15 protein-coding genes are annotated in these 12,363 nt (G+C 65.3%); 8 read left to right on the forward strand and 7 right to left on the reverse strand.

The window, feature by feature from the left end; all coding sequences use genetic code 11:
• Positions 1–944, forward strand: a 944-nt coding sequence (locus Q0Z66_RS07580) for an IS3 family transposase (protein ID WP_298039738.1), incomplete at its 5' end; no start/stop codon positions are given.
• Between the two features lie 145 nt (positions 945–1,089).
• Here the strand turns inward: Q0Z66_RS07580 and Q0Z66_RS07585 are convergent.
• The 3 genes from Q0Z66_RS07585 to Q0Z66_RS07595 form a co-directional block, all read right to left on the reverse strand.
• Complete coding sequence (locus tag Q0Z66_RS07585) at positions 1,090–1,656, reverse strand: hypothetical protein (RefSeq protein WP_298039740.1); 567 nt, start codon at positions 1,654–1,656, stop codon at positions 1,090–1,092.
• Between the two features lie 19 nt (positions 1,657–1,675).
• On the reverse strand, positions 1,676–2,977 hold the full coding sequence (locus tag Q0Z66_RS07590) for a hypothetical protein (RefSeq protein WP_298039742.1): 1,302 nt from the start codon (positions 2,975–2,977) through the stop codon (positions 1,676–1,678).
• A gap of 310 nt (positions 2,978–3,287) precedes the next feature.
• Positions 3,288–3,776 (reverse strand): single-stranded DNA-binding protein, encoded by a 489-nt coding sequence (locus Q0Z66_RS07595; RefSeq protein ID WP_366938980.1) that lies wholly within the window; start codon positions 3,774–3,776, stop codon positions 3,288–3,290.
• Here Q0Z66_RS07595 and Q0Z66_RS07600 point away from each other — a divergent pair.
• Positions 3,689–3,928 carry a hypothetical protein gene (locus Q0Z66_RS07600; RefSeq protein ID WP_298039744.1) on the forward strand — a complete coding sequence of 80 codons (240 nt, stop codon included), beginning with the start codon at positions 3,689–3,691 and terminating at the stop codon, positions 3,926–3,928. The two genes, Q0Z66_RS07595 and Q0Z66_RS07600, sit on opposite strands and share 88 nt — an antisense overlap.
• An 83-nt stretch (positions 3,929–4,011) precedes the next feature.
• On the opposite strand, the gene Q0Z66_RS07605 is transcribed toward Q0Z66_RS07600, so the two are convergent.
• The 4 genes from Q0Z66_RS07605 to Q0Z66_RS07620 form a co-directional block, all read right to left on the reverse strand.
• Positions 4,012–4,461, reverse strand: coding sequence for a cytotoxic translational repressor of toxin-antitoxin stability system (locus Q0Z66_RS07605; RefSeq protein WP_298039746.1), 450 nt, complete (start codon positions 4,459–4,461; stop codon positions 4,012–4,014).
• Positions 4,454–4,879 (reverse strand): hypothetical protein, encoded by a 426-nt coding sequence (locus tag Q0Z66_RS07610; RefSeq protein ID WP_298039748.1) that lies wholly within the window; start codon positions 4,877–4,879, stop codon positions 4,454–4,456. The genes Q0Z66_RS07605 and Q0Z66_RS07610 overlap by 8 nt, the downstream gene beginning before the upstream one ends.
• Positions 4,880–4,971: 92 nt before the next feature.
• Entirely contained in the window at positions 4,972–5,967 is a 996-nt protein-coding gene (locus Q0Z66_RS07615) for a pirin family protein (protein WP_298039750.1), read from the reverse strand.
• Between the two features lie 51 nt (positions 5,968–6,018).
• On the reverse strand, positions 6,019–6,696 hold the full coding sequence (locus Q0Z66_RS07620) for an FCD domain-containing protein (RefSeq protein WP_298039753.1): 678 nt from the start codon (positions 6,694–6,696) through the stop codon (positions 6,019–6,021).
• Between the two features lie 148 nt (positions 6,697–6,844).
• Here Q0Z66_RS07620 and Q0Z66_RS07625 point away from each other — a divergent pair, with 148 nt between their 5' ends.
• The 6 genes from Q0Z66_RS07625 (at position 6,845) to Q0Z66_RS07650 (ending at position 12,363) form a co-directional block, all read left to right on the forward strand.
• Positions 6,845–7,870, forward strand: a complete 1,026-nt coding sequence (locus Q0Z66_RS07625) for an ABC transporter substrate-binding protein (protein ID WP_298039756.1) — start codon at positions 6,845–6,847, stop codon at positions 7,868–7,870.
• A complete protein-coding gene (locus Q0Z66_RS07630) occupies positions 7,867–8,670 on the forward strand; it encodes an ABC transporter ATP-binding protein (RefSeq protein WP_298039759.1) in 804 nt (267 codons plus the stop codon). The genes Q0Z66_RS07625 and Q0Z66_RS07630 overlap by 4 nt, the downstream gene beginning before the upstream one ends.
• Entirely contained in the window at positions 8,663–9,547 is an 885-nt protein-coding gene (locus tag Q0Z66_RS07635) for an ABC transporter permease (protein ID WP_298039762.1), read from the forward strand. Before Q0Z66_RS07630 ends, Q0Z66_RS07635 begins: the two co-directional genes overlap by 8 nt.
• Before the next feature lie 27 nt (positions 9,548–9,574).
• On the forward strand, positions 9,575–10,480 hold the full coding sequence (locus Q0Z66_RS07640; protein ID WP_298039764.1) for a fumarylacetoacetate hydrolase family protein: 906 nt from the start codon (positions 9,575–9,577) through the stop codon (positions 10,478–10,480).
• 129 nt (positions 10,481–10,609) lie between these two features.
• Positions 10,610–12,232 (forward strand): sodium-dependent transporter, encoded by a 1,623-nt coding sequence (locus Q0Z66_RS07645; protein ID WP_298039766.1) that lies wholly within the window; start codon positions 10,610–10,612, stop codon positions 12,230–12,232.
• The gene (locus Q0Z66_RS07650) at positions 12,229–12,363 is read left to right on the forward strand and encodes a methionine/alanine import family NSS transporter small subunit (protein ID WP_298039768.1); all 135 of its coding nucleotides are present in this window, start codon (positions 12,229–12,231) and stop codon (positions 12,361–12,363) included. The genes Q0Z66_RS07645 and Q0Z66_RS07650 overlap by 4 nt, the downstream gene beginning before the upstream one ends.

The following is a 12,363-nucleotide window of genomic DNA, read 5'->3' on the forward strand; positions in this document are numbered from 1 at the left end:
TGATCCTCGGGGACCTCGACCCCTACCCGCCGACCATCACCCGGCGCGCCTCACCCCCACCGAATGTCCGAAGAGCCCTCAAACCGGCAGTCCAGGGCTTCCTCACCTCGCGCGGCTACCGCGCCGCCGTCGGCCGTGCGCCGTCAGCGAGGCAGCTGCGCGATGACCTGCTGGTGCCGGAGGTCGCCAGGTTGCATGCGGAGAACTACGGCGTCTACGGACGCCGGAAGATGCACGCACTCATGCGGCGGCAAGGGTGGGAGATCGGTCGCGATCAGACCGAACGGCTCATGCGGCTCGCCGGGGTGGAGGGTGTGAAGCGGTCCAAGCGGGTGTTCACGACGAAGTCCGACCCGGCAGCGGAGAAGCCGAAGGATCTCGTGCAACGCCGGTTCACTGCCCCCGGCCCGCGCCGCCTCTGGGTCGCTGACGTGACCTACGTCGCAACATGGTCCGGGTTTGCGTATGTCGCGTTCGTCACCGATGTCTATTCGCGTCGCATCGTGGGCTGGAACGTCGCAGCCACACTCAAGTCCGACATCCTGCCACTACGGGCGCTCGATATGGCCGCCTGGGACGCCGGCGGACGCCTCGACGGCCTGGTTCATCACGCCGATCACGGATCGAACTACCTCGCCGTGGTCTACACCGATCGGATCGAGGAACTCGGCGCGAAACCCTCCACCGGGACCGTCGGCGACTCGTTCGACAACGCCCTCGCCGAGGCGGTCAACGGTCTCTACAAGACCGAACTGATCCGTCAGCGCGGCCCCTGGCGAACCGTCGAGCAGGTCGAGCTAGCAACCCTCGAGTACGTGTGGTGGTGGAACAACCAGCGCCTCCACGGCGAGCTCGACATGCGCACCCCGATCGAGGTCGAACGGGCGTACAACGCTGACCTAGAATCAGCCCAGCCGGCACTTGCCGGACAAACAATCCGATAGGAACGAAAGTCAGGCCGATTCACTGTAGCTCGAACAGCACTTGACGGGCACCGCAATCGCCTCCAATCAGCGACCGTGATCCAGCGTGAGGCGAGGAGGAGATGATGATATCAGCTCCTCCTCGCCTCACGCATGCCTCGCGCCGTTACCTGTAGTAGAGCAACGCCCCTAGCTTGTCGCTGAGCTTGTCGTCGATCTGTTGCATGCCGCGGTGCTCGTCGATGTACCACGCGCCCGACTGGAACGCTTCGATCCACAGGTCCACACGCTCGGTCACGGTAATGTGTGGCACGCTATTGATGCCACGTCCCCAGACACTGCGGAAGGTCAACGAGTCAGGCAGGTCAGGCTCCGTTGTATTGATGAAGAACGGGTCATTGCCTGCGTTCAGTTGCACGAACCGGTCCACTCCAGGGGTGCCCTCTTCTAGAATCTCTGCAGTCTTCACCATGGACTCGCCCCGATCCACCGCGTCGCGGAACCGGGGAAAGGGGTGATCAGGGACGATCAGTATCTGTCCGCCAGGCAGCGTGATGACCGTTTCATGCGTTCCGTTGTGCCAAGACCAGACCGCGCGCACGTCCTCCGAAAATCGGAATCCGACCTCGGCCTCGATCTCATCGATCTCGCGTGCGGTCAGTCCGTCAGCGAAATGGTCCCGCAGGCCCTGTCGCACGAGCTCGTCCTCATACCGGCGCAGTGCGTCGGTCACACTCTCAAACGTCATGAGATCACGGGTTACAGACGCGGAACGTAGGTACTTCCACCAAAGATTCCGGCACGGGGACCGCTAGGAAATCCATTGCCGGGCGCTCACGCACCTTGCATGCCGTCAAGAAGGCACTGTAGTAGGAACCCTGATTTTGGTTCTGGGCGCTGTCGATCTGCTTAAGCGACACGGGCGGGGCCGCGTATTCACCGCCCTGCGCTGTTGCGTTGAAGGGGTATTCGTCACAGTCCGTACCCGTCTCTAGAGAAATGCACCGCGGGTCGCTGCGGTACCAGTTCGTGCGCGTTCTGTTCTCGTAATTCAGCGCCACCCATGCCGGGTTGGTAGCGAGGGCTTCGATGTCGTGGTCCGTTGCTTCCGGAACATCGCGCCCGCTGAAGAAGATCGGCTTGTCCTTGCACTCTGAGTAGGGGTCAGTTCCCAGTGCCGCGGCGGCGACAAGCTTCAAGCACTCGTTCGCGGCAACTGTGGCCTGCTCCTCCGTGAGGCCCGCGTTTCGCAACTTCAGTGCGGAGATCAGCCCAGACGTGCGCCACTCGGCTCCAAGGAGACCACCGTATGCGGGAGGCGGAGTGGGCGTCTGCAGCTCCGGATTCGACGTGTTCACCCAGTCCGGAGTAGTGACAGTCGTGATCCCTGCGTTGACCGTGATGAAGTGGCGAGTCAATGTGGCGAGTGCGGCACGGCCTGAGGCCGTGGAATACAGTGCGCGGATGATGCTGAGCATGCTGGCGCCCGACGTGTTCGCCGCTGCGAGACAAGCCGTGGTGTGGTCCGGCAGGCTGGAAGTCGACCGCGGACCAGGGACCACGGCGGTAGAGGCGCAGACTTCAAGCAAAGTCACCGAGGCTGCAGTCAACGTCGCCGCGAGAGCGGTTTCGTCCATGCCCTCTGTGATCGAGTTCACGCGTACACCTGCCGGCTGCACCATCCCAGCCGGCTGCGGAATGGAAGCGCCACGAGAGTTGCCGGCCAACCCGTTGAAAACACCGGTGGTGGCATAGCTGTACTCGCTCGAACCGCGCACGTCGGTCAGGGTCGCCCGCCAACTACGCCCGCTGCCTTCAACCCAGATATCGACTGATTCGTTCGCGCCCGGGGTCCAGCCCCAGCCGCGAAGAGCTGCCGGAGTGACACTCTTGTAGTTATCCCCGTTCATCATGCCGTACATGCTCATCGCGCTGACCAGGTTTCGCATACTGGTGGCCGCGGTGGAGTCGTAGATGGTCGAGGCAGTCGCCGGGGCTGGCGTCAACAACCCGACCGTCAGAATCGCGATGACGGCGACAACGATTCTTCGCATTATGTAGTTCCTGTTCAATACTTCGATGTACTTCAGATCCCACGACGAAACTTCATCGTAAAGACCCCAGGCTAGTACATAGGGAGCGCACAGTTAACGCACAGGGCGTTGGTAGATGACACGGTTCTTGAGATGGAGACGTATCGCGCGTCTCACGACCGCACCCGACGCAACGCCAGCGTGAAGACTGACGGGCTATCGAGAAGCCGGACGCACGTTGACGACGGCCGTCGGTGGCGTGACAGCCTTGCATAGCGTCGAAGAGCGGACGGGAGTAGCATCACTCCCGTCCGCTCTCGGTTGCGAAAAATCAGCGCGTGACATCTGCGCCGGCGTACGAGGCCGGCGCTGCTAGCGGCCCCGAAGCATCAGCGACGGGGCCGCTAGCTTTTGGGGTGCGGCTGACGGTGACGTCTGCGAACTTCAGCGAAGCTCCGACATTGTCGGCGATCACGTTGCGAGTCTCGCGCGTCTGCCCGGTCTCCTTGTCGGTGTAGCTGCCGAAGCGGAGATCGCCGACGACGATCGCAGCGTCTCCCTTGTGCAGAGAGCCGGTCACGTGACGGGACTGCTGGTTGAACACGACGACACGGTGGAACACGGTGCCGGCATCCTCCCATCGTCCGGTGTTCTCATTCAGCCGTCGTGCTTGTCTTCGTCGGCCTGCCGCGTAACCTGTGTGTCCTTCTGGGCATCGCCTCAGTGTGTTCGATGGCCGCTCCCATGGTGACGGCGTGCATCTGGGCGGTTCGTGGGGTGCGCGAAGAGATCGACTACCGCTCGTGGAAGAAGCGCGGATGCCCGGAGGGCGAGCTGCCGAGTGCGTTCTCGCAGCCGCGGGACCGTGACCTGCTGATCGGTCTGCCGTGGGCCGTCATCATGATTCTCGGCATGATCGCCTCGCTCTCGGCGTTCGTCTTCGGCGTCGTCCGCCTGCTGCTCGGGCTGTGACCGGGCAGTGAAGGACGATGGATGGCTGACACCGCGATTGCGCGGATGCCCGGCGACCCAGGCTTTTCGGCCCGGCCGCTGAGTCAACCGCCGTGCTGGTCTTCTGCCTCGGCGAGGAGCTCCGCGTAGAGTTGCGCCGCTCCCGCAGCATCCATATCGAGGATCTCGGATTCTGAGACCCCAAGGCGGCTGAGCTCACGCACGAGATAGAGCGGAACGGACTTGAGTGGGGTGACCGCTGCGGGGCCGCCTCTATCGGGGAGGACGCCTTCGCGCGCACATTCCCAGAAAACGTCTGCGGTGACATCGAGTTGTTCGCGCAGGATATGCGACCACATGCTTGCGGCGTACTCGGTGCGATCGACAGGGCGTGAGATTCGCGTGCGGAGAATTCTTCCGTCCCACAGGACGAGCTCGTAGGTGCGGTGATGGCGCACGGGCTTCCCCGAAGCTCCGCGAACGAGAGCCCATTCTTCGTTCGTGCAGAAGTCGTCGTGGTCCTCGCGCGTGGCGACCGGAAGCTTCTTACTCACCGCCGTGCTCGAACCACTCGAGGATCTCTTCATCGGATGACAGCTTGATCAGCTGCACCAGGCCCCAGTTGTCGTGATGATTCGGGGCGTGCTGAAGCCGGGCTTCCCAATCCTCGGCGTACTCGCGCAGCGTGCCGACGAGGTCGGCGAGGGCATCGGCGACGTCGGCGCCCTCGGAGACGAACGGGCGTCCGGCCATGAGCGCGATCACCCGCCCGTCTTCGCGGGAGAGCTCAACGCGAGGAGGGACGGAATGGAAGAAGAAGTGCCGCAGTCGATCGGCGGGGACGACGACGGAGACCTGCCCGTCGCGGGCGACGGTTACTGAACGACCGCTCCCAGTGGCATCGAGGACCTGTCTGAAGTGCGTGCGCGCGCTCGAATAGGAGGGGTAGTCGATGGTGGCTGCCTGATTCATGTTGCCCCTTCTGAAGCGCGTACGTCATGAGCACGAGTACGTGACGTACTTCACGTACTCAGTGTACGTGTGAAGTAGGTGAAGGGCCCCGCCTATTCCCGCGGCCGCAACCGCACATTCGGCAGCACCGGCGCGGGCAGGGGAGCGGGCTGGCCCTCGGGGAAGTCTCCGAACAGGCGCGGCTTCCCGGCATCCGCCGGATCCTCGGGATCGAAGCCGAGCTCGGCCTGGTAGCGGCGGCGGAACTCGACGACCTCGTCGTGCGAGCGGCCGATGAAGTTCCACCACATGACGATCCGCTCGCCCAGCGGCACGCCGCCGAGCAGGATCACCCGCGCGCCGGCGGGCCCGGCGGTGATCGTAAGGGTATCGGCGCCGGTCGGCGCATAGGCGAGTGAGCGGTGCGCGACCTCGGTGCCGTTGAGAGCGGCGAGTCCTGTTTCGGTGAGGAGGCCGTATTCGAAGTCCCGGCGTGCGGGCAGGGTGATCGCGGCATCCGCGTCGAGAATCACCTCGGCGCCGAGCAGATCCGGCGTCCGCGTGATGACGGGCGAGGACGAGCCGAAGGCCTCTCCGATGAACACACGAGCCGAATATCCGGGGCCGGTGACGGCATCCGGCACGTAGTGGATGAACTCGTTGTCGGTGAAGCGCGTCGACTCGGGCATCGCGTACCAGAGCTGCACCCCGTGCAGCGCGGTCGTCTCGGGCGTGCTGATCTCGGAGTGCGTGATCCCGCGCCCCGCGATCATCAGATTGAGCTCACCCGGGCGTACCTCGGCGGCGTTGCCGCCGGAATCGAGGTGATCGATGCTGCCGGTGAACAGCCACGACACGGTCGCAAGTCCGGTGTGCGGATGCCTCGGCACATGCATCCCGCCCGAATCGGTGACATCGTCGGGGCCGTAATGGTCGAGGAAGCACCACGCCCCGACGAACGATCGACCCTTCGCGGGGAGCGTGCGGTACACGGTCATGGCGCGCGGCCCGCCCAGCGGCACCTCGCGCGGGGCGAGCAGCTCGACATCGGTGCACGGCATGCCCTCGCCGAGGACGACTTCCTGCGGGTGCGGCTCGAACGTGGTCATGGCTCCATCATCGCCCACGGCACTCACCGTGGGGCAGTGGATATGCGGCGGTCAGGTGCGGTTGTGCTCCGCGACGACCGCGTCGACGGCATCCGCGTCTCCGCTTTCGATCACGTCGACGAGGCGTCTGTGCATCGAGACGCGCTGCTCGAAGAACTCGCCCTTCTGCGCGGCATCCATCGGCGGGGCGATCGGCGCGTCGATGTGGGAGCGCACATATTCGACGGCCCCGAGGTAGGTCGCCCGCAGCATCGCGTTGGGCGCGATTTCGGCGATGCGCTGGTGCAGCGCCCAGACGTGTGTGAGGAGCTCGCCATGGTCACCGGCTGCCTGATCGATCCGGCGCTGGATCGCGTGGAGGGCGACGAGGTCTTCCGAGCAGCGGTGCTGCGTCGCCTGCCGCACGATGAGGTGCTCGAGGTGGTCGCGCAGCTCGATCGCATCGGCCACGTCGGTCACCTCGCCCTGCCCGACGGCGACGAGGAATCGGCCGAGCTGCACGCCGGCATCCGGCAGGGCGGTGAAGAGCCCGCCGCCGGGGCCGGACTTCGCGATGATCCGCCCCCGGTCGTGGAGGATCTTGACTGCTTCGTTGATCGTGGCGCGGGCGACGCCGTACTGCTTCTGCAGGGATTCGCGCGTGCCGATGCGTGTCTGCGGATCCATCGTCTGGATGGAGCGCTCGAGTTCCTCGGCGACGAGGAGTGCTTTGGATTGTCCGAGGATCACGGGGCTTCCTGAGGTGCGGGGCTCTCCATCATCTCCGATGGCGGGCCCGAAAGGCGTGTTGACAGTGCGTCTGAGTCATGATTCTATCAGGTATAACCAATAGGTCCGATTCTTCGCGACACAGCACACCGTTCAAAGGAGAACAACAATGCGCAAGGCTGCCGCAATCACAGCGCTCACCGCGGGCGCGATCATCCTCGCCGGATGCTCCGGCGCGAGCCCGGGCGGCGAATCCGCCGTCGACCCCGGTGCCGATGCCCAGCAGGTCACGATCGCCATGGTCACGAGCGCGTGTCTGCCGATGTACCCGACCTACGTCGCTCATGACCTCGGCTACTTCGCCGAGAACGGGCTCGACGTCGAGATCCAGCCGGTCAACGGCTCCGCCGCGGTGCTGCAGGCGCTTCTGTCCGAACAGGCCGATATCGGCACGCCCGGCGCGACTCCGCTGATCTTCTCGGCGGTCGAGGGGCAGGATGTGAAGTACGTCGCCAACACGATGCCCGGAGGAGCGTTCTCGCTCATTACGCCGTCCGAGACCGGCATCGCCGCAGCATCCGATCTCGCGGGCAAGACCATCGGCGTCTCGACGGCCGACGGCGGAGAAGTCGCATTCCTCAAGGCCGTCATGCAGGCCGAGGGCCTCGAAGACGGCGACTACGAGATCCTCGTGGTCGGCGAAGGAGGACAGGCCGTCGCCGGATTCAGCCGCGGCGACATCGACGCCTTCGCCGCATCCCCCGAGGGCGTCGCCGTGCTCGCGACATCCGGTCTCGACATCCAGGATGTCTCGGGCACCTCCACCGGCCACATGTTCGGCAACGGGCTGGCCGCCACCGGCGCCTTCATCGAGGCGAACGGAGAGACGATCGGCGCCTTCGGCGAGGCCTTCCACCGCGCCGCCGAATACGGCATGGAGAACCCCGACGAGGTGCTCGAGATCTGTGGCCGCTACCAGCCGCAGGAGATCGAGGACCCGGAGTTCGCCGAAGCCATGCTCGAGGCGTTCGCGAAGAGCCAGACCTCGCCCGATGGTGCGGAGTTCGGATACAACAACCCTGAGCACTGGCAGCGCATCGTCGATGACCTCGTCGCGGCCGGCGAACTCGACGAAGGCGCGATCCAGGTCGACGCCCTCTTCACGAACGACTTCGTCGAGGCGTTCAACAAGTGAGCACGGCCATGCAGGAGAGAACGACGACCCTCGCCCCGATCGAGTACCGGCTCGAGGGAGTCAGCCACAGCTTCCCGGGGGCGGAGACCGCCGCGATCCAGAACGTCGACCTGACGATCCGGCGCGGAAGCTTCACGGCGTTGATCGGCCCGAGCGGCTGCGGAAAATCGACGCTGCTCAACATGTTCGCCGGGCTCCTCACCCCCTCTCAAGGGTCGGTGCGCTTCCGTGGCGAATCGCTCACGGGGCCCGCGCCTCAGGTCGGGGTCATGTTCCAGAAGCCTGCCCTGCTGCCCTGGCGGACGACGCTGGAGAACATCCTTCTCCCCATCGAAGTCGCCGAGGGCAAGGCGGCGGCTCGCCAGAAGGTCGACGCCGCGATGGAGCTCATCGAGACCGTCGGACTCGGCGGATTCGCCCACGCGCATCCCTGGCAGCTCTCGGGCGGAATGGCGCAGCGCGCCGCGATCTGCCGCATGCTCATCACGGAACCCGAGATCCTGCTGCTCGATGAGCCCTTCGGTGCGCTGGATGAGCTGACCCGGGAGCGGATGGATGCCGAGATCCAGCGCATCGCGCTGGAGCGCGACGCGACCGTGATCCTCGTCACGCACTCGATCCCGGAGTCGATCTTCCTGGCGGATCGCGTGCTGGCGATGGCAGCCCGCCCGGGACGGGTCAACCAGATCATCGACGTCGATCTGCCCCGTCCGCGCACGGTCGATTCGGTCGCCGACCCGCGGTACGTGCAGTACCTGAAAGATGTCCGCACCGCGCTGGATCGGGGCCACCATGACTGACACGCTGAACACCATCACGAACCAGCCTCGTGCGCGGCGGCGTGGCGCACGCAAGCCCTCGGCTCTGGGGCGTGCGATCAATGCGCTCCCGCAGCCTGCGGCCATCGCCCTGGCCGTCGCCGTCTTCCTCGCCGTCTGGCAGCTCATCGTCATGAGCGGGGCTGTGCCGCGCATCATCCTGCCCGGCCCCTGGGATGTCGCGCAGCAGGTCGGCATCGTCACGATGCAGTTCTTCCAGCCCAACGGCTTCCTGCTCGGCCAGCTCTGGGTCACGGTGCAGGAGATCCTCATCGGGTTCCTCTGCGCCGTGGTCGCCGGATTCCTCATCGGCCTGTGGATCGGTCTGAGCGAGTTCGGACGCAAAGCGGTGCTGCCACTGTTCGTCATGCTCGAGGCGACGCCGAAGATCGCCTTCATCCCGGTCTTCATCGCCTGGTTCGGCTTCGGCATGAGTTCCAAGATCGTGATGGCGGCGTTCCTCTCGCTCTTCCCGGTGATCATCGGCACGGTCTCGGGGCTCAACGCCACGAGCGTGGAGGAGCGCAAGCTCTTCGCGTCGTTCAACGCCTCGCCGTGGATGACCTTCTGGAAGCTGCGCCTGCACCGAGCGCTGCCGTTCATCTTCGCGGGCCTGAAGATCGCCGTCGTCTCGTCGGTGACGGGTGCCGTCGCCGCGGAGTTCATCGGCGGAGGCACGGGCTTCGGCGAGCAGATCCGCGTCGCAGCGACCCGCATCGACATCGACCGGGTGTTCGCGATGATCCTCTTCCTCTCCCTCCTCGGCCTCGTGCTCTTCATGATCGTGGCCTGGCTCCAGAGAGCGGTGACCTATTGGGACACCGAATCCACCCCGCGCCGTGCGCGCAGCAAGTACTGACCCGTTTCACACCGCAGGAGTTTGATCATGACCACCCCGTTCAGCATCGTCCAGTACTCGACGAGCGACGACCCCACCGTCCGTCTCGGATTCGCCACGGATGACGGCGTGCGCATCCCGCCGGCGGCATTCCGTGAGATGAGCGCGCTCGAGCTCATGGACGCCTGGGAGAGCGCTGCGGAGGATATCGCAGCCGTCGACCCGGTCGGCCTGACGATCGTGCCCGACGCCGTGCTCACGGCGCCCATCACGTTCCCGCGCAAGGTGATCTGCGCCGGGGCGAACTACTTCAGCCACGCGGCGGAGATGGGCTCGGACCGTCCGGATCCGAACGGTGAGCCGTTCTTCTTCCTGAAGGCGCCCACAACCTCGATCGTCGGACCCGACGACGCGGTTGTTCTCGACGACCCGGCGCACCAGCTCGACTGGGAGGCGGAGCTCGGCGTCGTGATCGGGCGACGCGGCAAGAACATCGATGTGGATGCTGCGATGGAGCATGTCGGCGGCTATGTGGTGGTCAATGATCTCTCGGCGCGGGGCCTGTTCCACCGCCCCGACGCGGTCGATGCTCCGTTCACCTTCGACTGGGTGCTTGCGAAGAGCCGCGACGGCTTCTGCCCGATCGGCCCGGGGATCGTGCCTGCGTGGAACATCACCGATCCGCATGACCTCGCGATCCGGCTCGACGTCGACGGCGTGGTCAAGCAGGACTCGCGCACCAGCGACATGGTCGTGCGCATCCCGCAGCTCATCGCGGCGGCCAGCCGCCTGTTCACGCTCGAGCCGGGCGATCTCATCCTCACGGGCACGCCGGCCGGGGTCGGCAAGCCCCGCGGCGACTTCCTCGCCGCCGGCTCGACGGTCACGGTGTCGATCGAGGGAGTCGGATCGATCAGCAGCAGGATCGTGGCCCCGGTGCTCGCAGCAGTGTGATGGCCTCGTTGAGGAGGGGCGGTCGCCCGCTCCTCCTCAACGAGCCGTGGAGATGCGGCGTCAGGTGACCAGTCGGGGCGATCTGTGGATATCTATCTGCGGCGCACCCCCGCTGGTATGGTCTCGGGCATGGCAACAGCAATGAAGCGGGCGCCCAAGCGCGAGGCATTCGGATCCCGTAATGTCTTCATCCTCTCGGCCATCGGCTCCGCCGTCGGTCTTGGCAACATCTGGCGGTTCCCCTATGTCGCCTACGAGGGCGGCGGAGGCGCATTCCTCATCCCCTATCTGTGCGCGCTGCTGACCGCCGGCATCCCGCTGCTGTTCTTCGACTACGCGATCGGGCACCGTTTCCGCGGATCCGCCCCGCTCGCGTTCCGGCGCCTGCACCGGGCCGCCGAGCCGCTCGGCTGGTGGCAGGTTCTCATCTGTGTGGTGATCGCGGTCTACTACGCGGTCATCATCGCGTGGGCGGCGATGTACACCTGGTTCTCGGCGCAGCTCACCTGGGGCGCCGGCAATGAAGACACCTTCTTCTTCTCGGACTTCCTCCAGATGGGCGACGTCGCAGACGGCGTCTCGACCGATTTCGTTCCGCAGGTCGGCATCCCCCTGCTGGCGGTCTGGGTGGTCACGATCGTCATCATGGCGCTGGGCGTGAAGCGCGGCATCGGCGCGGCGAACATGATCCTCATGCCGCTTCTGACGCTGATGTTCGCGGTCCTCGTCATCCAGGCGCTGTTCCTGCCCGGCGCGATGGATGGCCTCAACGCCTTCTTCGAGCCGAACTGGCAGGCGCTGGCCGACCCGGCCGTGTGGGCCGCGGCATACGGCCACATCTTCTTCTCCCTGTCGGTGGCGTTCGGCATCATGGTCACCTACTCGTCGTACCTGAAGCGCAAGACCGACCTGACGGGGTCGGGCCTGGTCGTCGCCTTCGCGAACTCGGGCTTCGAGATCCTCGCGGGGATCGGCGTCTTCGCCGCCCTCGGATTCATGGCCCAGGCGCAGGCGTCGCAGATCGACGATGTCGCCTCCGCGGGTATCGGTCTCGCCTTCGTCGCGTTCCCGACGATCGTGTCGCAGGCGACCGGGGGCTCGATCATCGGTGTCCTGTTCTTCGGCTCTCTCGTGTTCGCCGGCGTCACCTCGATGATCTCGATCCTCGAGGTCATCGTCGCCGCGCTGCAGGACAAGCTCGGCTGGGGCCGCGTTCGCACGACGCTCATCGTCACGATTCCGCTCGCGGTCATCTCGATGGCCCTGTTCTCGACGACGACGGCGCTGGCCGTGCTCGACACGACGGATGCCTTCGTCAACGCCTTCGGCATCATGACGGTCGCTCTGGTCGCGGTCATCGTCGTGGCTTGGATGCTGCACAAGCTGCCCGCGCTGCAGGAGCATCTCAACCGCCGCTCGAGCTTCCGGATCGGGCTCATCTGGCGACTGCTGGTCGGTGTGATCTCTCCGATCGTTCTCGGCTACCTGCTGGTCACCGAGTTGATCGCGAAGATCTCTGCTCCCTACGAGGGCTACCCGGGGTGGTTCCTCGGAGTCTTCGGGTGGGGCATGGTCATCGCGCTCGTCATCCTCGCCGTCGTGCTGACGTTCATCCCATGGAGTGGGCGTTCGCACGCGAAGGATGATCCGCAGTACGACGAGTTCCTCGCCGCTGAACACTATGAGCCCGATTCGGAGACGGCGACGATCCGTGTTCCGGGGGTCGCTGCGCAGAACGGAGCAGAATCATGACCGCAACCGCTGTCGTCTACATGGTCGTCGCGATGGTGACCGTCTGGGGTGGGCTGGTCGCCGCGCTCGTCAACCTCTCGCGGCATCCGGAAGAAGTCGAGGACGAACCAGCGCCGCCCGTCCAGCTGTAA

Origin of the sequence: uncultured Microbacterium sp. (genome assembly GCF_947632095.1) — a bacterium.
Lineage (GTDB): Bacteria > Actinomycetota > Actinomycetes > Actinomycetales > Microbacteriaceae > Microbacterium.

Excerpts from the sequence above, each read along its gene's own strand:
- Q0Z66_RS07625 (WP_298039756.1), top strand. The coding sequence starts at position 6,845 with ATGCGCAAGGCTGCCGCAATCACAGCGCTCACCGCGGGCGCGATCATC.
- Q0Z66_RS07635 (WP_298039762.1), top strand. The coding sequence starts at position 8,663 with ATGACTGACACGCTGAACACCATCACGAACCAGCCTCGTGCGCGGCGG.
- Q0Z66_RS07610 (WP_298039748.1), bottom strand. The coding sequence starts at position 4,879 with ATGAATCAGGCAGCCACCATCGACTACCCCTCCTATTCGAGCGCGCGC.
- Q0Z66_RS07615 (WP_298039750.1), bottom strand. The coding sequence starts at position 5,967 with ATGACCACGTTCGAGCCGCACCCGCAGGAAGTCGTCCTCGGCGAGGGC.
- Q0Z66_RS07640 (WP_298039764.1), top strand. The coding sequence starts at position 9,575 with ATGACCACCCCGTTCAGCATCGTCCAGTACTCGACGAGCGACGACCCC.
- Q0Z66_RS07600 (WP_298039744.1), top strand. The coding sequence starts at position 3,689 with ATGGCCGCTCCCATGGTGACGGCGTGCATCTGGGCGGTTCGTGGGGTG.
- Q0Z66_RS07650 (WP_298039768.1), top strand. The coding sequence starts at position 12,229 with ATGACCGCAACCGCTGTCGTCTACATGGTCGTCGCGATGGTGACCGTC.
- Q0Z66_RS07590 (WP_298039742.1), bottom strand. The coding sequence starts at position 2,977 with ATGCGAAGAATCGTTGTCGCCGTCATCGCGATTCTGACGGTCGGGTTG.
- Q0Z66_RS07645 (WP_298039766.1), top strand. The coding sequence starts at position 10,610 with ATGGCAACAGCAATGAAGCGGGCGCCCAAGCGCGAGGCATTCGGATCC.